The following is a 22,357-nucleotide window of genomic DNA, read 5'->3' on the forward strand; positions in this document are numbered from 1 at the left end:
CTTCTGCGTCTGGTAAAGTTTCCTATTTGCCTCCTGGCATACAGCCGAGAATAACACATCCTCATGACGTCGGAATTCCCTGTTGACCCCGCCACTCCGGTCAACCAAGACAATGCCTTGCTGGTCGCTGCCTCGCCGTTGCTTAATGCGATTGTACAGATCCGCCTGGCGGCTACCCATGACGACCCGGCCGGTTTACGCCATCAGCTGATCGATGAAATGCGACAGTTTGAGGCACGCTGTAAACAGGCGGGGATGCCCTTTGAAATGATTATTGGTGCCCGCTACTGCCTGTGCGCCGTGCTGGATGAAGCCGCTGCGCAAACGCCGTGGGGCAGCCGTGGCGTCTGGTCTGCAAATGGCCTGCTGGTAACCTTTCACAATGAAAGCTGGGGCGGCGAAAAAGTCTTCCAGCTGCTGTCACGCATTTCACAGAATCCTGCCCAGCATCTCTGGCTGCTGGAAGTGATCCATTTTTGTTTACTGCTGGGCTATGAAGGTCGTTACCGCAGTATGGATAATGGTCGCCTGCAGCGTGATGCCGTTCGCACCCGTCTGGCCCAGCTGATTCGGGATGTGCGTGTCGAAGAAGTACAACCGTTACCACAAACGTCCATTGCCGCCGGGCAAAGTACGCTGTGGCGTCCGCCGGTTCCTCTTTGGGTCTGTTTTTCCCTCGCCACCCTCATCGGCTGCGTCTTTTTTTCCACGCTCAACTGGCGGTTAGGCAATGCCGCTGAACCTCTGCTGCGGCAAATCTGGCAAACCCCATTGCCAAAAGTGGTGACCGGACAACGCGCGACCGCCCCACAGGCTCTGCTGGACTTACGTCAGCGCCTGAGCGACCTGATTATTGAGCGCAAACTCGACGTCGCGGACAGTAATAACGGCAGTAAAGTGATTTTGTCCGCTGACCGGCTGTTTGAACCTGCCACAACCGGACTCTCCCAGGAGGGGCGTGCGCTGATAGCCCGCGTAGCCACGGCCATGGAGTCGGCTAAAGGCACCATTCTGGTGAGCGTTTTCACCGATGATCAGCGGGTGCTCTCACGTCGCTTCCCGTCAAATTATGAATACTCTGCCGCCCAGGCGCGTGCCATCAGCACCATGATGGCTGAGATGATGTCCCAGCCGGGGATCAGCGTTCACGCTCAGGGACGGGGCGACAGCGGCGCGCTGTTACCGAACGACAGCACAGAGAATCGTGCGCAGAACCGCCGTGTTGAAATCACCCTGTTCGCTGCTCCTGAGTCAGACGACAGCCACTCTACGGGGAAAAAATGATGCTAAAGACCTTCTTTTCACTGCTCTCCAGCCGCCTGCTCTGGGGACTCATTGGCGTCACCGCGCTCTCTGCGCTCATCTGGATGGTCGGCCCCCTGCTCTCACTGACCCCACTGCAGGGGCTGGACAGCCCGCTGAACCGTCAGTTGTTAATCGGCCTGACCTACTTTTTATGGATACTTTTTCAGCTTATCCCTCAGCTTTACCGCGCCTGGTTTAATAGCAAGCTGCTGACGCGCCTGCAAATCAGCAACATCGATCATGCGGAGCTTCAGGCGACGGGTGAAATGCTGGATAACCGCTTCAGTGAAGCGGCCATGCTGTTAAAGAAAACGCAATTCGGCAGGCGTAAAGGCTGGCTGCGACGCTTCAGCGCACAATATCTCTATCAGTTACCCTGGTATCTGATTGTCGGCGCGCCCGGCGCAGGAAAAACGACGGCGCTGGTCAACTCCGGTCTGGAATTTCCGCTCAGCGATACACTCGGTAAAAGCGCCCTTCGCGGCATTGGCGGTACCCGTCACTGCGACTGGTGGTTTACCGACCAGGCCGTGCTGCTGGATACGGCAGGGCGCTACACTCTGCAGGAGAGTCAGCGCGCACGCGATGCCAGTGAATGGCAGACCTTTATTACCCTGTTGAAACGTTATCGCCCACGCCAGCCGATTAATGGTGTGATCATGACCATCAGCGTCGCCGACCTGTTGAGTGACTCCGCCGAAGTGCGTCATGCGCAGGCCAGCGCACTGCGTCAGCGCATGGCTGAACTTCATCAGCAGACCGGCATCGCCTTCCCCGTGTATATCATGGTGACTAAAACCGACCTGCTGAAGGGATTTCTGTCCTATTTCGCCCGGCTCGATAAACAGCAGCGAGAAGATATATGTGGGTTCACCTTCCCGTGGGAACCAGGACGTCAAAACGATCGACGCCTGAACACGCAGTTTGAACAACGCTTTAAGCAGCTCTCTTCCCGACTGATGGCCGGTCTCAGCGACAAGATGGCGCAGGAAAGCGATCTGACTTTGCGCGCAGAATGTTTCCAGTTTCCGCAGGAATTTAGCGCGTTGCGTCCTCTGCTGGCCGAATACCTTGATATTGTTTTTTCACCGGAACACAGCGAAACCCCCTGGGCCGCACGGGGTCTGTTCTTTACCAGCGGCACTCAGGAAGGCCTGCCGTTTGACCGGGTGATGGGCGAACTGTCGCGTAAACTGCAGCTACCCCAGCCGCAAGGGCAGTCTATTGCCAGCTGGGATACCGTGAACCGTAGTGCCCCCATCCCGGCGAATAAAGGACAAAGCTTCTTTATTCATGGCCTGCTCTGCGATGTGGTGTTTAAAGAGAGCCGGCTGGCAGGCAGCGATCGTCGCTGGGAAGATCGTAACCGCTTGCTACACAGGACAGGCTATGTGGCACTCGCCGTCGCCCTGCTGGGAACGTCGGCGCTCTGGTTGACCAGCTATATGAAAAATCAGGATTACCTGCAGGAAGTGGCCGCGCGCCTGCCCGCGGTGACGCAGCAGGCAAAACAACTCACCCGGGATAACCACGGTGATATCCTGGATCTGCTACCCTTCTTAAATACCCTGGTCGCCTTGCCGCAAAGTCGCCATTTTTCGCTGGCGTCGCCACCGCTGACTCTGCGGGGTGGGCTTTACCGTGGCGATCAGATTAGTGATGCGACGTGGGGGCTGTATCAGGGGGCGCTGAAATCATTGCTTCTGCCCAGGGTCGCTCAAATCATCACCTACACACTCCGTAATGACGATGGGAAAGATGCTGAATTTAGTCGTAATGCCCTGCGCGCCTATCAGATGCTGTATCAGCCGCGCAGCTACGATGGTGAGTTTCTGCGGGGTTGGGTGATGCAGAACCTGCAGCGCAAGCTGCCAGCCAGCGTGACAACGCGTGAGCTACAACAGCTCGACTGGCACTTAAGCCAACTGCTGGACCGTCAGATTCTGAGTTCTCCCTTCGTGCGCGATAATGCGCTGATGGTGAAAACATTAGCGCTCAATCTGGACAATTCCGGGCGTCAGGCCACTGCGACAGCCTCTGCCGAAATGCACACTTTTGATGCGGGTCGCCTCAACCCCGTTCACTGATAGGGTCATCACTATGGCAGCGAGAAATGACCTGGGATGGTATGGCAAACTGCCCACGGCGGGTGACTTTTTGCATCGCCGTATGCCGGAAGGGCTGATTGACAGCTGGTCGAACTGGTTTCAGCTTGGCCTGGCTCACTGGCACCATCATCATGATGGGACGACAGACCCGTTCAGCCGGGCACCGGTGTGGAACTTCGCCCTGCCCGCCACCCTGGGGGTTCAGCGGGTACAGATCGGTTGCCTGATGCCGTCGCGCGACAGAGTGGGACGGGCATGGCCCCTGCTGGCGGTGCAAAGTGTTCCGGTGAGTGCCTGGCATCCCGCCCAACTGGCCATCTCCGGGGAGTGGTTTCAGGAGTTGGGTGCCACGCTTAATCAGTCCGTTCAGCAGTTACACTCTGTAGACTGGCTTGAGCAGGCGCTGCGCGGCATGTCGCCCCTGTCGTTACCGGATACCGGGCGCTCCGATATTATGGATGTGATTGGCTATCAGGACCTGCCCTGTACGCTGGCATGGCGGGAAGTGGCGCTCCATTTTGATCCACTGCAGTACATCAGTTACTGGTGGACCAATCAGAGTGACGGGTATCCCCTGACCAGCCACAAACATAGCGGGAATCTGACCGCACAGCTCTTTTCGCAATTATTTCATCCGGCGGCCGGGTTAAAGCCGGGCCGTCACGGACTCTATCCTCCGATGTTTGAATAGCGTGTTTTGGCCATCGGCTTTATTGCAGGAAAAACGCATGCGATTGACCATTTTACAGAACCAGGACGACATTCCGATCGTCGCCTGCGATTTTGTACCACCGGGCGGCACGATTGGCCGCAGCGTTGATAACGACCTGGTGCTGCCGGATCCTGAGCGGGCGATCTCGCGCCTGCAGGCGCTGGTACATGTGGCGGCTAACGGCGACTGTCGCCTGACCAACCAGGGTAGCGTCATTGCGGTGATCCACAACGGCAATGAACTGATGCGCGGCAGTCAGGTCACCCTGGAACACGGTGACACACTGGCTATCGGCCCTTATCAGATTGACGTCAGCGATCCGCAGCAAGTCAGCATGGCGACACAGGAACAGGTTGACCCGTTGTCATTATTTGGTGACGAGGGGGGCAACAGCGACGATCCCCTGCAGATGCAGAGTCCCGCGCACGAGCCTGCTCCGCTCCCGACAGAAAGCCCTGACACCGGGGCAGCCGATATGCGGACGGCCCGTCAGACCGTGGCCCGTCTGGGAATTGACCCGATAAGCAACGATACGTCCTCCACCGCCCATGACGCCCCGGAGGGGGGTAATCGTGAGCAGCGTTTGATGGCCGCACTGCTGGAAGGCATGGGGCTGGACACCACGCTGGATAAAACGCCGCTGACAGAAGATCAGATGCGTATTACCGGGCGTATGCTCAGTCTGTTTTCACAGGGTACTGTTGCGCTGCTTTCATCGCGTTCGATCCTGAAACGGGGAGTGAAAGCGGAAATGACGATGATCCTGAATGAGGCCAACAATCCGTTCAAAATTCTTCCCTCAGGTAAAACGGTGCTGATGCAGATTTACCAGAGCCAGATGCCAGGTTTTATGCCGCCAGAGCAGGCGGTGCGCGATGCCCTGGTGGACCTGCAGGCCCATCAGTTAGGGATGATTGCCGGTATCCGCGCGATTATTGCCGCCATGCTGCAATCCTTTAACCCGCAGCGTCTGGAAGAACATGCCCGCCGCGACGGCGTACTACCGCGAATGGCGTTACCCCGTTGCAAAAAAGCTGCACTCTGGGACTATTTTATGCGTCACTATCAGAGCACGTCGGGTGAAATAGAGGATGATTTCCATACTCTGTTTGGCGAAGCCTTCCTGCACGCCTATGACATCGAAGTGAATCAATATAAAGATTCACAGACCCGCCCGGAAGACTTATGAATATTACGTATTCCACCACCAGTCAGAAAGGTGCCCGTGAGAGTAATCAGGACACCATCGGGGCCCTGCTGGGGCAGCACGCCGCCTGCTTTATGGTCTGTGACGGTGTCGCCGGCTCATCGGGCGGTGAAATGGCGGCCACAATTGCCCGTGATACCCTGCTGGCCCAGCTTGACGTCGATGCCCCTCTTCAGCCCGACCGCACGGCGGTACTGATTGAAAATACCGAGCAGGCCATTCTCAGCGCGCAGAGGAATAATCCGAATTTTCGGCAGATGAGTACCACGCTTGCGGCACTCTTTATCGATCGGGATAACCTGCATGCCTGGTGGGCTCACGCCGGTGACAGCCGGGTATATCTTTTCCGGCGGGGCGTTGTACATAGCGTCACCCGCGACCACAGTCTGGTGCAGCAGTTACAGGATGCGGGATATGAAAACACGGGCATTAACAGCAGCTTACTCTATAATGCCCTGGGTGCTGATGTGGCGCATCCGCACGGTTTCAGTGAGGTCGTGACGCTCCAGGATGGTGATGCCTTCCTGATTTGTACCGATGGTTTCTGGAGTCATCTCACCCCCGTCGAGATGGAACAGGCACTCCGGATGGTCAGTTGTCCGGAAGAGTGGCTGGCGCTGATGCAAAAAGCCATCGACCGCGGCGTAAAAACAGATAATCTGAGCGCCGTGGCGGTATGGGTCGGTTCACCCCAGGAGACCACGCTACTCTTCTCCATGGCGGACTCTGCTCGCTTTCTTCCGCCACGCGATTAACACCAAGGAATGTTATGAAATTTTGGTTGCCAGCTACGTTGACTCTGTTGTTCGCTACCACGACCCAGGCGGCGGACTACCGGGTCGTTTATTCCCCCAGTCTTGAGCTGGAAGTGTTTATCGATAATGTTTCCAGCAATGCGCCCGCTGCCTGGTGTCAGGAGACGTTGAACCTGCGTATTGTCTCCGGTAAAAGTACCGAGTCAGATGTTCTGACCCCTTTCTTACCGCGCGTGGGCAATTTGCTGCAAAATCAGTGCGGCAAACTGCTGGAGCTGCCGTGGCAGATGACTAACGCCCGGGGCGCGGTACTGGCCACGGGAACAGCAGCAAAGGAGCAGAGCTGGCGTCCTATTGTGACGGCAGATGCCACCGCGACTGCAACGGCCAGCAACGCCTCGCCGCTCGATTTGTCGCAGCCAGCGAATGCCGAACCTCTCCAGCATTTTGATCTGCCAGGCGGCTGCCATTTTCGAACCTGGTGGGATGATAAGGGTAAATCACTCTTTATCCCGGATGATAAGAACATGAACTGCTCAACGGAGGGCTGGCTCGATGGTCAGAGTACACTGACCATGGCCCATGGCGACAAGAGCGAATCGCTGGCAGTAAACTTTTATCAGGGTTATCCGCTGGCCCATTTGCACCCGACCGGGGCGTCTCTGGATGTCGTATCGGTTAACAACCAGCGTATGGTGCTCGCAAGAGATGATGCCCCTGACAGCTGGCTGGTATTGCCCTTTAACAATAGCCTGCACGTCTGGTCGTTTGACGGCACGTTGCTGGTAAAAATGAGTAAAACTCAGGCCCGCGAGGGCGCCGCGTTGAAAACGGAAGTCGATGCTGTGCGGAAAACCTGGTCAGATAGCATTGATGCAGGTGTGAAAGTGAATGTGCTGCTGGTGGATGACCTGCACGCCGATCTGGCCGACCCGGCGATTGGCGCCTGGCGTACCGTTAACTAATATCCCGCTCAACAGGGCGCCATGAGAGTTTCACTATGTCGGCTAATGACCAACAAAAAAATGTACCTAACGCACTTCCCGCTGGCTACCGGTTTAACGAGTTTGAAATCAAAGAAGTGATTGGGGGGGGCGGATTTGGCATTGTCTACCGTGCCTGGGATCATCTTCTTGAACGCACGATTGCGATTAAAGAGTATCTGCCGGTCTCGCTGGCCAGCCGCAACGAGGATCTGGCCATCAGTCTGCGCGGCGAGCGCTATCAGCGCCTGTTTAATGCCGGTCTGAACAGTTTTATCCAGGAAGCGCGTCTTCTCGCCCGCTTTAATCACCCGGGTCTGCTGCACGTTCTGCGCTTCTGGGAAGAGAACGGAACCGCCTACATGGGCACGCTGTTCTACAGCGGGATGACGCTGAAAGCGTGGCAGCAGACCAGCCCGGAGAGTATTAACGAAGCATGGATACGGCAGCTTTTGCCGCCGTTGTTTGGTGCTATCAATACCATTCACCGCGCCGGGTATCTGCACCGTGATATTTCACTCGATAATATTCAGATCCAGGATAACCAGTTACCCGTGCTGCTCGACTTTGGCTCAGCACGCAAAGAAATCGGAAACCTTTCCGATGAAATGGAGATCATGCTCAAGCCCGGCTATGCGCCCATTGAGCAGTACAGTGAAGAGGGCGACAGCGATCAGGGCCCCTGGACCGACATTTACGCGCTGGGCGCGGTACTGCATACGCTGATCACCGGTAATCCCCCGCCGGTCAGCGTGGTACGCTGCATTGAAGATCGCTATCAGCCCCTGAGTACCCTGCGCCCCGAAGGGTATTCATTGCCGTTATTGCACGCGATAGACCGGGCTCTGGAAATGGATCCCCGGCAGCGACCACAATCCGTGGATGAGCTGGCAGCCCTGATTGACCTGCCGGTCAGTGAGATAGAGGAGCTGGTCGCCTCCCTGGACGTTGCACAGGAGGAACAGCCCGCCCTTCCCGACCCTGAACCCGTGGTGCTGGCCGTTAATCCGGCCGCGGGCGCTGCCGAGCCGGTAATGGCACCGCGCGTGGTAAAGCGTCTGTCGCGACCGCTGCTGTTACTGAGCGGCCTGGCCGTCGCCGCTGTCGTGGCACTGGTCTGGGGGCTTAACCATGAGGACAGCGCGGTTCCGGAGCACTCTGCAGCGGCCAGCAACAGCACCGCAACCCCTTCCCCGGCGGTGCCTCCTGCCAGTGCGCCAGCGATGGCCACCGTGTATCTGAAGTTAAGCAGCGACGACGTGTTATTACTGAATGGCAGCGTGGTGGAAGTGAAACCGAATACTAGCGGTTATGCTTCGCTTAATCTGGCGGCAGGGGACTATCAACTGGAAGTGCAAAACGCCAGCGGCGTTCGCAGCCAGCAGTTGAAGATCGATCGGCCAGGAACCTGGCTGATTAATCCGGGACGCTGAGTTTCTGTTTCTGTCCGGGGGGCGGTTGAGCGATCACCCCGGACGGACGCCTATCCCACCAGTCCGTTATGATATTCCTGCAGCTCACGCACCCGTTGTACCAGATCGGTCAGACAGTCGTCATACATCCCGCGCTGCTTTAGTTCCGTTTCCAGTGAAAAAAGATACTGCGCATTGGTGCCCAGCGGCCCTTTAGCCTGGGCAATCAGTGGGGCAATGGTTTTCGGGCAGGAATCTGGCTCGTACAGCGCGTGGCGAGGATCCATGACAAACACCAGCGCCGTCACCGTACGACCGTCATCCAGCGCCAGATCACACCAGGTCGGCAGATAGCAACCGGTAATCATTTCCCGTTTCCACAGCAGTTCAAGCTCTTCATGCAGCCTGGCTTCAGGCAGACAGAAGGCCAGTCCGGTGGTCTGCCCCCCCTCTTTCAGCGCCAGCATACGCCCGGGCTGGCTGGCCGTGCCGCGGCCGGCTGTCAGGCGCAGGCAGAAAGCGCGGTGCCAGCCTTTCAGCGTTCCGGCAGCGACTTCATCCGCTTCAAAAACCGGGTTCCACATCAGTGACCCATAGCCAAAAATCCATACCGGGCTGTTATCCGGACGACAGGCCAGGGCCGCCGCCAGCGAGGCGGCACGCTGCTCGCAGGTCCACAACAGCGTTTCTTCAATATCACCAAAGGCCGTTTTGCAGTCCGCCTTTAATAAAAAATCTCGTGTTAACATTGCCACCTCCACACCACTGCTTAACATCCACGCTGTTCTGACTGCGTCCCTCAACGGTCTGATTTTCGCAAAAAAATGAGTGCGATGAATGACCTTATGCATTTCCGCGTGCGCAATCAAGTTTGAAGGCGATCACAAAAGAAAAAAAGTTTCACTTAAGTTTGTCGGCAGCCGGCGCGAAATCTTTACCCCCTGCACCGTCCTTCCACCACAAAGTGATAAAAAGAACTTTGATTTTTTTGCTAAACCAGTTTAGCTTTTCGGCAGATAATCACTTAAGGATAATGATGATGAGCAATAAAATCTGGGTACTGGGCGACGCAGTGGTAGACCTGCTGCCCGAAGGTGAAACTCACCTGCTGAAGTGCCCCGGTGGCGCCCCGGCCAACGTCGCAGTGGGTATTGCCCGCCTGGGTGGAAACAGTGGTTTTATCGGCTGTGTCGGCGACGACCCGTTTGGACGCTTCCTGCAGCAGACGCTACGCGATGAGAACGTTGATATTGAGCAGATGTATCGCGCGCCGGGCCAGCGTACATCAACCGTGCTGGTCAGCCTGGATGCACAGGGCGAACGCCAGTTTACCTTTATGGTGCGTCCCTCTGCTGACCTGTTTCTCACCGCTGACCGCCTGCCGGCGTTTCGTGCCGGTGAAGGCCTGCACCTGTGCTCCATTGCCCTGAGTGCTGACCCCTCCCGCCGTGCGGCCATGCAGGCGATGCGGGCGATTAAAGCGGCAGGAGGCTGGGTCAGCTTCGACCCAAACCTGCGTGAGGATCTGTGGGCGGACCCGGCAGAGATGGACACCGTGCTGGCCGGCGCCTTTGCGCTGGCAGACATTATCAAACTGTCAGAGGATGAACTCGCCACGCTGACCGGCCATGCCAGTCTCACCGACGGCATCGCGGAATTTACCGCCGCGTATCAGCCCTCCCTGCTGCTGGTGACCTGTGGCAGCGAGGGCGTCAGCCTGTGGCAGAACGGAACGGTACAGCACTTCCCCGCCCCGTCGGTGGAGGTGGTCGACACCACGGGAGCGGGCGATGCGTTTGTTGCCGGGCTGCTGGCAGCACTGGCCACTGAAACCGATGCGCTGGCCCCCGCCCGCCTTGAGCAGGCCATCCAACAGGCGCAGCGCAGCGGTGCGGCCGCGACCACCGCTAAAGGCGCCATGACGGCCCTGCCACACGCCGCCGACCTCGCCCGATTCTGATCCCTGCCCCGCACAAATTGCCAACCCGGTCACACTTCCTAAACCGGGTTAGCAAATCTGATTGAACAGGACATTCCTGTTAGCTTACTCTCTGCATCGAACCGGTTTAGCAAAAACAAAACAATCACACTGGGAACCGTGCAAATGATCACACCTCGTAGACTGGCTGTCGCCATCAGCCTCGCCTTAGCCACCCCGGCGGTCAGTTTCGCCGCCCCCACGCTCACCAGCCTGGAAGAGCGACTGATGGCGATGGAACAGCGACTGCAAAAAGCCGAAGATCGTGCGGCCACGGCCGAAAACCGTGCCGAGGCGGCAGAAAAGAAAATTGTCAGGCTGGAGGCCCGCTCTCAGCAGCAGCAAGCGCAGCAGGTAACGGCCCCCGTCGCCGCGACCGCCAGCGTGGCGCCACCCGCCGCCGCGCCGGTGGCCACCAGCAGGATCGCAGATGGCTTTGAGTTTCACGGTTATGCGCGCTCCGGCCTGATCATGAATGACTCGGCCGCCGGTACGCAAAGTGGCCCCTTCATGACGCCCGCCGGTGAAACCGGCGGAGCCGTGGGTCGTCTTGGTAATGAAAACAACACCTATGTTGAGCTGAACTTTGAGCACAAGCAGCAGCTGGCTAACGGCGCAACCACGCGCTTCAAGGCGATGCTGGCCGACGGACAGCGTGACTATAACGACTGGACCGGCAGCACCTCAGAGCTGAACATCCGTCAGGCGTTTGTCGAGCTGGGCAATCTGCCGACGTTCACCGGTGCGTTTGATAACAGCACCCTGTGGGCCGGTAAGCGTTTTGACCGCGATAACTTCGACATCCACTGGCTGGATTCCGACGTAGTGTTCCTCGCCGGGACCGGCGGCGGCATCTATGACGTGCAGTTGACCGACGGTCTGAAGAGCAACTTCTCGCTGTATGGCCGTAATTTTGGTGATATTGAGGCGATTGATAACACCATTCAGAACTACATTGTCACCAGCAATAACTTTGCCGGTCCGTTCCAGCTGATGGTCAGCGGCCTGCGCGCAAAAGATAACGACGAGCGCCTGAACCCCAGCCGTGAGAATGATAATGCGGGCGATACGGGCGTTCATGCCATGCTGGCCCTGCATAACGACAGTTTCTGGGGCCTGCGCGAAGGCACGGCGAAAACTGCCCTGCTGTACGGTCGCGGACTGGGTGCCGAAGTCAAAGGCGTGGGTTCTGACGGCAATCTGACGCAGCAGGCGGAGACCTGGCGTCTGGCCAGCTACGGCGTGACGCCGCTGAATAAGACATGGAGTTTTGCCCCGGCCGTGCTGGCCCAGACCAGCAGCGACCGTTACGCCGCTGGCGATCACTATCGCTGGGCCACCGTTAACGCGCGGCTGATCCAGGAGATTAATCAGAACTTCGCCCTCGCGTACGAAGGCAGCTATCAGTATATGGATCTCGATCCGCAGGGGTACAAAGATCGTCAGGCCGTGTCCGGCAGTTTCTGGAAACTGACCGTCGCTCCGACCTTCAAAGTGGCCGACATTGGCGACTTCTTTACCCGCCCGGAGATACGCGTTTTTGCCAGCTGGATGGACTGGGACAGCTCACTTGACCGCTACGCCAGCGACGACTCTTTCGGCAGCAGCGGCTTCAGCGCTGGTGGCGAATGGAACTTTGGTGTCCAGATGGAAACCTGGTTCTGACGGCTTCATCACAATAATGAAAAGGTGACATGATGAATTTTGAAAAAACAGCCCGGGAACTTCTGCCCTTACTGGGTGGAAGGGAAAATATCGCCAGCGCCGCGCACTGCGCTACGCGCCTGCGTCTGGTGATGGTCGATGATGAACTCGTGCAGAAAGAGGCCATTGAAGCACTGGAAGGGGTGAAAGGCTGCTTCCGCAATGCCGGACAGATGCAGATCATTTTCGGCAGTGGCATCGTGAATAAAGTCCATGCGGCATTCGTGAAAGAAGCGGGCATTAACGAGTCCAGCAAGAGTGAAGCCGCCGATATTGCCGCGCAAAAGCTGAATCCGTTTCAACGCATAGCGCGCGTGCTGTCGAATATCTTCGTGCCGATTATCCCGGCCATTGTCGCTTCAGGCCTGCTGATGGGCCTGCTGGGCATGGTGAAAACTTACGGCTGGGTCGACGCCAGTAGCGCCCTGTTTATCATGCTGGATATGTGCAGCTCGGCGGCGTTTATCATTCTGCCGATCCTGATTGGCTTTACCGCCGCACGTGAATTCGGTGGTAACCCTTATCTTGGGGCGACCCTGGGCGGCATACTGACCCACCCCGCGCTGACCAACGCGTGGGGCGTCGCCAGCGGTTTCCATACCATGAACTTCTTTGGTCTGGAAATTGCGATGATTGGCTATCAGGGAACGGTTTTCCCGGTGCTGCTGGCCGTCTGGTTTATGAGCCACTGTGAGAAACGACTGCGCCGCGTGATACCCGATGCGCTGGATATCATTCTTACGCCGTTTCTGACGGTAATTATCTCCGGCTTTATCGCCCTGCTGATCATCGGCCCGGCGGGACGGATGCTGGGTGACGGCATCTCACTGGTTCTCAGCACGCTGATCGCCCATGCTGGCTGGCTGGCCGGGCTGCTGTTCGGCGGGCTGTACTCGGTGATTGTGATCACCGGGATCCACCACAGCTTCCATGCTATTGAGGCCGGGCTGCTGGGCAATCCGTCAATTGGCGTTAACTTCCTGCTGCCAATCTGGTCAATGGCCAATGTGGCCCAGGGGGGTGCATGTCTGGCGGTGTGGTTTAAAACCCGGGACATCAAGGTGCGCAGCATCGTGCTGCCCTCGGCATTTTCTGCCATGCTCGGTATTACCGAAGCGGCTATTTTCGGCGTTAACCTGCGCTACATAAAACCTTTCATTGCCGGACTGGTCGGTGGTGCGCTGGGCGGGGCCTGGGTAGTGACAATGCACGTCAATATGACTGCCGTTGGCCTGACTGCCCTGCCGGGGATGGCTATTGTGCAGGCCAGCTCCATGCTCAACTATCTGATCGGCATGGTGATCGCCTTTGGTACGGCATTCGTGCTGTCGCTGCTGCTGAAAATCAAATTTGAGGTGAAAGCATGAGTGAAGCCCACCTGTTAAAACAGGCGCTGCGGTCGGTACTCTCCGGCCAGCAGCGTGCCGCGGCGGATCGCCACCGCCCGGCATGGCACCTGGCCCCACCGGTCGGGCTGATGAACGATCCGAACGGCTTTATTCACTTCGATGGCCGCTACGTGCTTTGCTACCAGTGGAACCCGATGGCCTGCGCGCACGGAGCCAAGTTCTGGGGCCAGTGGAGCTCAGAGGATTTGGTGAACTGGCGACACGAGCCGGTCGCGCTGGTCCCGTCTGAACCGTGGGAGAGTCACGGCTGTTATTCCGGCAGTGCGGTGGATAACGCGGGTGTACTGACGCTGCTTTACACCGGTAACGTTAAGTTTGCCGACGGCAGCCGCACCGCCTGGCAGTGTCTGGCCACCCGCGATGAGCACGGCGAGTTTCAAAAACACGGGCCGGTACTGGCACTGCCGGAGGGATACACCGGCCACGTGCGCGACCCGAAAGTGTGGCAGCACGAAGGCCAGTGGTACATGGTGCTGGGCGCGCAGAATCAGCAGTCTGAAGGGAAAGTGCTGTTGTTCCGCTCCCCCGACCTGCACCAGTGGACGTCGCTGGGTGAAATCGCCGGCAGCCGGCTTAACGGGCTGGATGATTTTGGCTATATGTGGGAGTGCCCGGACCTGTTTGAACTCGACGGCACCGCCGTGCTGGTGGTGTGCCCGCAGGGCCTGCCTGCAGAAACCTGGCGCTGGCGTAATACTTTCCAGAGCGGCTATTTTTGCGGACGTTTTGACTACGACAGCGCGCAGTTTCAGCACGGCGAGTTTCACGAGCTCGACCACGGCTTCGAATTCTACGCACCGCAGACCTGCCTCAGTGCCGATGGTCGCCGTCTGATGATCGGCTGGATGGGGATCCCCGACGGGGATGAGTTCTTCCAGCCGACCCGCGACAGCGGCTGGATGCATACCATGACCTGCCCGCGTGAACTGACACTGCGCGGCGATCGGGTGTTTCAGCACCCCGCCCGCGAACTGCAGCAGTTGCGGTCGCGTGAAAGGAGCCTGACGGGGCGGGCGGCAACGCTGCCACCACTGGACATTGACAGTGCCGAGATAGAAATGACGATCAGCGGTACGTGCCAGGCGGATTTTGCCGGCGCCCTGCATCTCAGCATTAACGCACAGGGGTTAACGTTACAACGTCACAATTTACGCAGTGGAAAACCGGAAGAGCGTTACTGGCGGGGAGAGGTACAGACTTTGCGTATCCTGTGCGATCGCTCGAGCGTGGAAATCTTTGTCAACGAGGGTGAGGCCGTGATGTCGTCGCGCTATTTCCCCTCCCCACAGCCGCAGCTGCGCTTCGACGGTACGGGGCAGATCGGGCTGCGTCACTGGAGCTTGCGGCAATGCATGATAGAATAGGCTCATGTACCATCACACCTAAGCCACTGTGACTAAAAACAAACGCATCACCATTAATGATATTGCCCGGCTGGCGGGCGTCTCAAAATCCACCGCCAGTCTGGTGCTCAATGGCCGTGGGAAAGAGCTGCGCGTGGCTGAAGCCACCCGCGAGCGCGTGCTGGAAATTGCCCGTCAGCAGCACTATCAGCCGAGTATTCACGCGCGCGCCCTCAACTCCGCCCGCAGCCATACCCTCGGGCTGGTGGTGCCTGAAATGACCAACCAGGGCTTTGCCCGTTTTTCGCACGAGCTGGAGATGCTTTGCCGGGATGCCGGCCTGCAGCTGTTAATCGCCTGCACGGCGGAAAATGCCAGTCAGGAAACCCTGGCGGTCAACAATCTGATCCAGCGACAGGTCGATGGCCTGATCGTAGCCTCCAGCCAGTTGAACGATACCGAGTATCAGAAAATTAACCAGCAGCTGCCGGTGGTGCTGTTTGACCGCCATCTGGGCGAGTCCAGTTTGCCGCTGGTGATCACCGATGCCACCGGGCCTACCGCCACCCTGATGGAGGGGGTAGCGCGCCTGGGCTATGAAGAGATCTACTTCTTTGGCGGGCAACCGCGCATCTCCCCCACCCGCGACCGTCTGGCAGGCTTTCGCCTGGGGCTGGAGCGTGCCGGCGTAGCCGTGAAGCCGGAGTGGATCATGCACGGCCATTACCACGCCAGCTCAGGCTATGAGATGTTCGCGGAACTGTATGCGCGGCTGGGCCGCGTGCCACAGGCGCTGTTCTGCGCCGCCTGCGGCCTGCAGGAGGGCGTGCTGCGCTACCTCAGTCAGCATGACCTGCTGAACACACCGATGCATCTGAGCAGCTTTGATGACCACTATCTGTATGACGCTCTGTCGGTGCGCATTGATACCGTGGCTCAGGATGAGCGGATGCTGGCCTGGAACTGCTTTGAAATGGTCACGCAGCTGATTGATGAACAGACGCCAGAAGTGACACAGCGCTGGTTGCCAGCCCGCCTGAAATGGCGGCGAGCTGTTTCAGCCGTCTGACTTCCGGCCAGCGGGCGCACACCGCAGCGGACGGCGCCCTCACTTTTTATGCCACTTATCGTCATCCCCCTTCTGGTACTGGTGTTTTACCGCCGCCCAGGCGACCTTGTGCGCCACCTCTTCTCGTGAATCATCACCGCGTCGATCCTCGCTCTCTTTATACTGATCCCAGGCGCTGTTAAACGCTTCCAGATAGATGTCCTGGGCATGGGCGGGCAGCACATGTCGGACGCTGTCGGGTAAGGCGCTGCGATTGTTATAAGGCATGGTTTCTCTCCTCTCAGTGTCTGATCTAAGCCTGGTACAACTGCCCTTTTTTTCAAGGGCGGACTTTACACCGCAATATAGCATTCTGACGCTATAAAGCCTTATTTCAGGCTTTATCACATTGAGTTAACGTACCTTCCTGCTTACTTTAATTTTTTTATTCTAATAAAGTCGGATGTTTTTCATTACGATAGGCACTAAAGAGGAATAAATAGCGGGTATATGAACTTTTCTAAGTCAAACCGTAAAAGGACGTAAATTTCTTCAGTTTTGGCGAAAAAAAGGTTATACTTTCGCCACTTGTCTTTCATATTGTCAGACTATGTTTAACAGACCCGTGGCAGAATCTGCTATTTCCGGGTCCACAGGATACAAGATAAGGAGCGTTTGCCTATGAGTGCGCAAGAGAGCAGTAAAACCCGCCACACCGAGTATTCCCTCATCTTACCTGTCGCTGCATTAATCATATTATGGTTCTGGGGTAACACCGCTACCTTCTCCCTGGTCGTCGTCATTAACCTGATTGCCCTCGTTGCGATCCTCAGCAGCGCCTTCAGCGTCGTCCGCCACGCTGACGTACTGGCACACCGCCTGGGCGAACCCTACGGCTCCCTGATCCTCAGTCTTTCCGTTGTAATCCTTGAAGTCAGTCTGATTTCCGCCCTGATGGCCACCGGTGACGCTGCCCCGGCGCTGATGCGCGATACGCTTTATTCGATCATTATGATTGTGACCTGCGGACTGGTGGGCGCAGCATTGCTGCTCGGCGGGCGAAAGTTTGCCACACAGTATGTGAACCTGGCCGGGGTTAAACAGTACCTTATCGCTATTTTCCCACTCGGGATTATCGTCCTGGTGTTCCCGAACGCGCTGCCCGGCGGTAACTTTACGGTCATGCAGGCGCTGCTGGTTTCCGGGATTTCCGCTGCGATGTACTGGGTTTTCCTGCTGATCCAGACCAAAACGCACCAGAGCCTGTTTGTCTATGAGCATGAGGACGAGGGGGACGACCCGCACCACGGTAAACCGTCGGCCCACTCCAGTACCTGGCACACCGTCTGGCTGCTGGTTCATCTGATTGCGGTGATTGCGGTCACCAAGATGAACGCCAATACGCTGGAGTCGCTGCTGACCGAACTGAAAGCCCCGGAGCAGTTTACCGGCTTCCTGGTGGCATTACTGATCCTCTCCCCTGAAGGGCTGGGCGCGATTAAGGCGGTTCTGGCTAACCAGGTGCAGCGTGCGATGAACCTGTTCTTCGGTTCCGTACTGGCCACCATCTCACTGACGGTGCCCGCCGTGACGCTGATCGCCACCCTGACCGGGCAGCAGCTGATCTTTGGTCTTGAGCCGCCGCAGATGGTGGTGATGATTGCCGCGCTGCTGCTGTGTCAGATTTCGTTCTCCACAGGACGTACTAATGTACTGAACGGTGCGGCGCACCTGGCGCTGTTTATTGCCTACCTGATGACCATCATGCTGTAAGTCTTCGTGGCATAAGAAAGGGGCGGGCCGGTCGTCAGACCGGCCCGCCCCCGTTAACACATTCTGATTACTGGGCCTGATATTCCAGCGTATGCCCGCTACCCGACAGCGTCAGCGTCATTCCGCTCAGCCTGACCTCCGCACCCCGGGTCAGCACCGTGGATAACGTCTGCTCCCACTGGTTAAGCTGCGGATCGCTACACATCATACGCGTCGAGGCCAGTTGCGGTACGCTCAGACGCCCCTGCTCCAGCTTACCCTGCCCGAAGAAGCGATTACACATCACGCCACTCACCTTCAGATCCTCAGCAAAACCTATCCCCGGCTTCATTCCCTGATGTGGGGTGACGGCCTTCCCATCTACGGCACTCAGCGTAAACAGGCGGTTAGCTAACCGGGCGGCGTCCGGCGCATCAGCGGTCGTCTGAGCGTTGCTGCATCCGTTCAGTGCCAGGGCGCCGGCGAGTAGTAAGATGATTTTTTTCATAGAAACTCCTTAGATTACCTTTCCATTGTAGGTCAAAAAAAGCGGTGGATTCAGGCGGGGTGGGGGCAGAAAAAAGGCGGGTCCGTTGACGGGCCCGCCTGGGGATAAGGCAAAGTTAGTTGCTGGTATCCAGTTCAGCAAAACTTTTAACCAGGTCATCAATGGCTTTCATCTGTACCAGGAACGGTTCCAGTTTGTCCAGCGGCAGCGCAGAAGGACCGTCGCATTTTGCATTGGCCGGGTCCGGGTGAGCTTCAATAAACAGACCGGCAATCCCGACAGCCATACCGGCACGCGCCAGCTCGGAGACCTGCGCACGGCGGCCACTGGAAGCGGCCCCCATCGGATCACGGCACTGCAGAGCATGCGTCACATCGAAGATCACCGGGCTGCCGTTAGAGACCTGCTTCATGACGTTGAAACCCAGCATGTCAACCACCAGATTGTCGTAACCGAAGTTAGCGCCACGATCGCAGAGGATGACTTTATCATTCCCGCCTTCTGCGAACTTATCCACGATATTGCCCATCTGACCCGGGCTGACGAACTGCGGTTTTTTGACGTTAATCACCGCGCCGGTTTTCGCCATTGCTTCTACCAGGTCGGTCTGACGGGCAAGGAAAGCCGGAAGCTGGATCACATCCACTACGTCAGCTACTGCCTGCGCCTGACTGGCTTCATGCACGTCAGTGATGATTTTCACACCGAATGCCTGCTTAATCTCCTGGAAGATCTTCATGCCCTCTTCCAGGCCCGGGCCACGGTATGAATGAATAGAGGAGCGGTTGGCTTTATCAAACGAGGCTTTGAACACGTAAGGAATACCCAGTTTCTGGGTAACAGTGACGTAGTGTTCGCAGATACGCATAGCCAGATCGCGAGATTCCAGCACGTTCATGCCACCAAACAGGACGAACGGCAGATCGTTTGCGACCTTGATATCACCAATGCTAACCACTTTTTGTTTCATATCTTCGCCTTTATAGAGTTCACTTCAGTTAGTGAAGGGTAATCTGTTTCTGTTCTATTGAGTGAATCTGCACTTTGATCATTTCACTGATCGGATCTTCCGGGCACTGCTCAACGAAGTAGGTCAAATCGTTGAGGGCCACGTGCTCACACTCCAGCTGGGCAAAAATCAGCCCCCGATCGCGAATTTCATACGGGTCTTCCGGATCCATCTGCACCAACACCTGGCTGACGTGCAGCGCCATCTCCATCTGTTTCTCATCCATCAGGGCAGACTTCAGCGTATCCAGCATCTTACGCAAGACCATTAGCGGTTCGGCCTCCTGCAGATCGTCATCATAGAGCTCTGCAACCGGCCCGATATTGCCCTTCAGCCACACTTCCAGCGTGTGTTCATCCAGGGTTTCACCATCGAAAGGGTTAATTAACCACATATCTTCATCGACCCATTCAGCACGCAGAATCAACTGAGTGGGGAAGATCACCGGGAACAGCGGTAAATCCAGCTTATCGGCGATATGCAGGAAAATCACCCCCAGCGAGACAGCCGTTCCCTGACGGCTCCTCAATACGTTATCCAGCCACAGCGTATCAGAGAGGCGATAGACGCCACTGGCACCGCCAAAACCCCAGCGGCCCCAGAACAGTTCAATCAGTTGTTCAACCTGTAAATCTGCAGCAAGCTCGGACGGGATTTCCGCTCGAGCTTCGGTCACCAGCGCCGATAACTGCTTTCTGACATCTTCAGCCGGGAAATCGCTGCGAATAGCCAGCGATGCGGTAATCACCGCCTCACTCAGCGGCGCTGCGGTAAAATCAAAATCAGCGACAGACGTCATACAAACCCCAGCAATGGCATTTTAGTTGTGGCGAGATACACGATGGCCACAATGGCGACTAACGCCACAATGAAGGCTATCCAGCGCACTTTTTGCGCGCGTGGGCGACGCCCTAAAGCAATAAAACCCAGCACGATATAGATAATAACGCCAAACAGCTTCTCAGTCAGCCAGTTACCTTGTGGGGTAAAGGGATAAAAATGGGTGATTGCCACCAGCAGCGCGCCTGACAGCAGCAACAGCGTATCATTCAGGTGGGGAACAATCCGCACCCAGCGGCGCTGCAGCAGCGCAGAATGTGTCTGAAGCCAGTAAAAGCGCAGCACAAACATCAGCAGTGTGATCGCAACGGTGAACAGATGAAACTGCTTGAGCGGAAGATACCAGCCAGCCATAAATTTCCTTATTTACCTTGATGTTGTCCGAATGTCACACGGTCATTACCGCCATAATCCTGACAGGTTTCCACCGCATGGAAGTGGTTGTCACGCAAAATGTTTCGCACTTGCTCCCCCTGCTGCCAGCCGTGCTCCAGCAGCAGCCAGCCATTCTGAAACAGGTACTGGCCCGCCTGTGCGGCAATTATTTTAATATCGGCCAGCCCCTGATCGTCAGCCACCAGCGCGCTGGCGGGTTCAAAACGCACGTCACCCTGCGACAGATGGCCATCGGCGGCATCAATGTAAGGGGGATTACTGACAATCACGGCGAACTGCTGCCCGGACAGCGCAGAAAACCAGTCACTTTGCAGGAAAAGGGCGTTGGGCAGCGCCAGTTTGCGGGCATTATGCTGTGCCAGCGCCACAGCCGCAGGAATGCGATCCACGCCGGTGATCTGACAGTCGCGACGTTCGCTGGCCAGCGCCAGCGCAATCGCCCCCGTACCGGTACCCAAATCGAGTACCTGACAACCTCCGGCGGGCAGCCGCGCCAGGGCCTGTTCTACCAACACTTCGCTGTCCGGGCGTGGGATCAGGGTATCGGGAGACACCGTCAGTGACAGTGACCAGAACTCACGCTCTCCGGTCAGGTACGCTACCGGCTCACCCACGGCGCGGCGGGCAAGCAGCGCATCCAGCTGCGCCAGCTGCGCTGCTGTCAGCACCTCATCGTCAAACGCGATTAACCAGGCGCGGGATTTACCGGTCACTTTTTCCAGCAGGATCTCCGCATCCCGCTTTGGGCTGTCGCTGTCAGGCAGCTGAGCGATGGCCTGGCGCCGCCAGGCGCGGATCTGCACTAGTCGTTCCCGGCAAGGGCAGCCAGCTGATCGGCCTGATATTCCTGCACGATCGGCTCAATCAGCGCATCCAGTTTACCTTCCATTGCCTCGTCGAGACGATAAATGGTCAGGTTGATACGGTGATCGGTCACACGCCCCTGGGGGAAGTTATAGGTGCGGTTACGGTCTGAACGATCGCCGCTGCCCAGCAGGTTACGGCGCGTTGACGACTCCTGTTCCTGGCGGCGCGCCATCTCTGCGGCACGAATACGCGATCCGAGCACGCCAAGCGCCTTCGCTTTGTTTTTATGCTGGGAACGTTCGTCCTGGCACTCCACCACAATGCCGGTCGGCAGGTGGGTAATACGAATGGCAGAGTCGGTGGTGTTAACGTGCTGGCCACCGGCGCCGGATGAACGGAACGTATCAATTTTCAGATCGGAGGGGTTAATTTCCGGCAGTTCGGCTTCCGGAACTTCCGGCAGAACGGCGACGGTACAGGCTGACGTGTGAATACGTCCCTGGGACTCCGTTTCCGGTACGCGCTGCACGCGGTGACCGCCGGATTCAAACTTCAACCGGCCGTAAGCGCCCTCACCGATCACTTTGGCAATCACTTCTTTATAGCCGCCGTGTTCACCTTCGTTGGCGCTCATCACTTCCACCCGCCAGCGGCGCGATTCCGCATAACGGCTGTACATGCGGAACAGATCGCCGGCAAAGATGGCCGCTTCGTCACCGCCGGTTCCGGCGCGAATTTCAAGATAGCAGTTACGCTCATCATCCGGGTCTTTTGGCAGTAACAGCACCTGTAACTGTTGCTCAAGCGCTTCGCTGGCCGTACGTGCTTCTTTCAGCTCTTCCTGAGCCATCTCGCGCATTTCCAGGTCATCGAGCATCATTTCAGCGGTCTCGATATCTTCCTGGGTTTGCTGCCACTGACGGAAACACTGACTGACGTCGGTTAGCTGGGCATATTCACGGGAGAGCGCACGAAAACGATCCTGATCGGCAATCACGCCGGCATCACCCAGCATGGCCTCCACTTCTTCGTGGCGCTCCTGCAAGGCTTCCAGTTTGGCAACAATAGAAGGCTTCATTCG

At 57.3% G+C, this 22,357-nt stretch carries 21 protein-coding genes; 13 read left to right on the top strand and 8 right to left on the bottom strand.

Translation table 11 applies throughout. The features are described from left to right. The first annotated feature begins 63 nt into the window (after positions 1-63). Genes icmH through K6L24_RS12360 form a run of 7 tightly spaced genes read left to right on the top strand, consistent with a single transcriptional unit; the run spans position 64 to position 8,503 of the window. On the top strand, positions 64-1,284 hold the full coding sequence (gene icmH, locus K6L24_RS12330) for a type IVB secretion system protein IcmH/DotU (protein ID WP_118664250.1): 1,221 nt from the start codon (positions 64-66) through the stop codon (positions 1,282-1,284). Continuing rightward, positions 1,284-3,392, top strand: a complete 2,109-nt coding sequence (gene tssM, locus K6L24_RS12335) for a type VI secretion system membrane subunit TssM (protein WP_222682325.1) — start codon at positions 1,284-1,286, stop codon at positions 3,390-3,392. The genes icmH and tssM overlap by 1 nt, the downstream gene beginning before the upstream one ends. Positions 3,393-3,405: 13 nt before the next feature. After that, a complete protein-coding gene (gene tagF / locus K6L24_RS12340; protein WP_062743538.1) occupies positions 3,406-4,104 on the top strand; it encodes a type VI secretion system-associated protein TagF in 699 nt (232 codons plus the stop codon). Between the two features lie 37 nt (positions 4,105-4,141). Further along, positions 4,142-5,314, top strand: a complete 1,173-nt coding sequence (gene tagH / locus K6L24_RS12345) for a type VI secretion system-associated FHA domain protein TagH (protein WP_222681513.1) — start codon at positions 4,142-4,144, stop codon at positions 5,312-5,314. Beyond that, positions 5,311-6,087, top strand: a complete 777-nt coding sequence (locus tag K6L24_RS12350) for a PP2C family protein-serine/threonine phosphatase (RefSeq protein ID WP_062743540.1) — start codon at positions 5,311-5,313, stop codon at positions 6,085-6,087. The genes tagH and K6L24_RS12350 overlap by 4 nt, the downstream gene beginning before the upstream one ends. Before the next feature lie 14 nt (positions 6,088-6,101). Then, a complete protein-coding gene (locus K6L24_RS12355; RefSeq protein WP_062743541.1) occupies positions 6,102-7,052 on the top strand; it encodes a hypothetical protein in 951 nt (316 codons plus the stop codon). A 35-nt stretch (positions 7,053-7,087) separates the two neighbouring features. Then, positions 7,088-8,503 carry a serine/threonine protein kinase gene (locus K6L24_RS12360; protein ID WP_222681514.1) on the top strand — a complete coding sequence of 472 codons (1,416 nt, stop codon included), beginning with the start codon at positions 7,088-7,090 and terminating at the stop codon, positions 8,501-8,503. Between the two features lie 50 nt (positions 8,504-8,553). Here K6L24_RS12360 and K6L24_RS12365 read toward each other — a convergent pair whose 3' ends face one another. Next, entirely contained in the window at positions 8,554-9,231 is a 678-nt protein-coding gene (locus tag K6L24_RS12365; protein WP_062743543.1) for a gamma-glutamylcyclotransferase, read from the bottom strand. A 290-nt stretch (positions 9,232-9,521) separates the two neighbouring features. On the opposite strand from K6L24_RS12365, the gene K6L24_RS12370 reads away from it, so the two are divergent. From K6L24_RS12370 to K6L24_RS12390, 5 genes are all read left to right on the top strand, one after another. Then, positions 9,522-10,442, top strand: a complete 921-nt coding sequence (locus tag K6L24_RS12370) for an aminoimidazole riboside kinase (RefSeq protein WP_222681515.1) — start codon at positions 9,522-9,524, stop codon at positions 10,440-10,442. 144 nt (positions 10,443-10,586) lie between these two features. After that, the gene (locus K6L24_RS12375; RefSeq protein ID WP_062743545.1) at positions 10,587-12,125 is read left to right on the top strand and encodes a carbohydrate porin; all 1,539 of its coding nucleotides are present in this window, start codon (positions 10,587-10,589) and stop codon (positions 12,123-12,125) included. A 32-nt stretch (positions 12,126-12,157) separates the two neighbouring features. Next, positions 12,158-13,531, top strand: a complete 1,374-nt coding sequence (locus tag K6L24_RS12380; RefSeq protein WP_062743546.1) for a sucrose-specific PTS transporter subunit IIBC — start codon at positions 12,158-12,160, stop codon at positions 13,529-13,531. Next, positions 13,528-14,937 carry a sucrose-6-phosphate hydrolase gene (locus K6L24_RS12385; protein ID WP_118664255.1) on the top strand — a complete coding sequence of 470 codons (1,410 nt, stop codon included), beginning with the start codon at positions 13,528-13,530 and terminating at the stop codon, positions 14,935-14,937. The genes K6L24_RS12380 and K6L24_RS12385 overlap by 4 nt, the downstream gene beginning before the upstream one ends. Positions 14,938-14,965: 28 nt before the next feature. Then, positions 14,966-15,985: a LacI family DNA-binding transcriptional regulator gene (locus K6L24_RS12390; RefSeq protein WP_062743548.1), complete on the top strand. Its 1,020-nt coding sequence runs from the start codon at positions 14,966-14,968 to the stop codon at positions 15,983-15,985. A gap of 39 nt (positions 15,986-16,024) precedes the next feature. Here the strand turns inward: K6L24_RS12390 and chaB are convergent, their stop codons facing one another. After that, the gene (gene chaB / locus K6L24_RS12395) at positions 16,025-16,252 is read right to left on the bottom strand and encodes a putative cation transport regulator ChaB (RefSeq protein ID WP_062743549.1); all 228 of its coding nucleotides are present in this window, start codon (positions 16,250-16,252) and stop codon (positions 16,025-16,027) included. A gap of 393 nt (positions 16,253-16,645) precedes the next feature. On the opposite strand from chaB, the gene chaA reads away from it, so the two are divergent. Next, a complete protein-coding gene (gene chaA, locus K6L24_RS12400) occupies positions 16,646-17,737 on the top strand; it encodes a sodium-potassium/proton antiporter ChaA (RefSeq protein WP_062743550.1) in 1,092 nt (363 codons plus the stop codon). A gap of 67 nt (positions 17,738-17,804) precedes the next feature. On the opposite strand, the gene K6L24_RS12405 is transcribed toward chaA, so the two are convergent. The 6 genes from K6L24_RS12405 to prfA all read right to left on the bottom strand — a co-directional run bounded on the left by K6L24_RS12405 (position 17,805) and on the right by prfA (position 22,354). Beyond that, positions 17,805-18,224 carry an META domain-containing protein gene (locus K6L24_RS12405; RefSeq protein ID WP_062743551.1) on the bottom strand — a complete coding sequence of 140 codons (420 nt, stop codon included), beginning with the start codon at positions 18,222-18,224 and terminating at the stop codon, positions 17,805-17,807. A 115-nt stretch (positions 18,225-18,339) separates the two neighbouring features. Then, on the bottom strand, positions 18,340-19,194 hold the full coding sequence (kdsA, locus tag K6L24_RS12410; RefSeq protein WP_062743552.1) for a 3-deoxy-8-phosphooctulonate synthase: 855 nt from the start codon (positions 19,192-19,194) through the stop codon (positions 18,340-18,342). A 28-nt stretch (positions 19,195-19,222) separates the two neighbouring features. Next, positions 19,223-20,032 carry an invasion regulator SirB1 gene (gene sirB1 / locus K6L24_RS12415; protein WP_062743553.1) on the bottom strand — a complete coding sequence of 270 codons (810 nt, stop codon included), beginning with the start codon at positions 20,030-20,032 and terminating at the stop codon, positions 19,223-19,225. Then, positions 20,029-20,427, bottom strand: a complete 399-nt coding sequence (locus K6L24_RS12420; protein ID WP_062743554.1) for a SirB2 family protein — start codon at positions 20,425-20,427, stop codon at positions 20,029-20,031. The genes sirB1 and K6L24_RS12420 overlap by 4 nt, the downstream gene beginning before the upstream one ends. An 8-nt stretch (positions 20,428-20,435) precedes the next feature. Beyond that, positions 20,436-21,272, bottom strand: a complete 837-nt coding sequence (gene prmC, locus K6L24_RS12425) for a peptide chain release factor N(5)-glutamine methyltransferase (protein ID WP_118664256.1) — start codon at positions 21,270-21,272, stop codon at positions 20,436-20,438. Next, entirely contained in the window at positions 21,272-22,354 is a 1,083-nt protein-coding gene (gene prfA, locus K6L24_RS12430) for a peptide chain release factor 1 (RefSeq protein WP_062743556.1), read from the bottom strand. Before prfA ends, prmC begins: the two co-directional genes overlap by 1 nt. Positions 22,355-22,357: the final 3 nt, after the last annotated feature.

The organism is Erwinia persicina, assembly GCF_019844095.1.
In the GTDB taxonomy this organism is placed as follows: domain Bacteria; phylum Pseudomonadota; class Gammaproteobacteria; order Enterobacterales; family Enterobacteriaceae; genus Erwinia; species Erwinia persicina.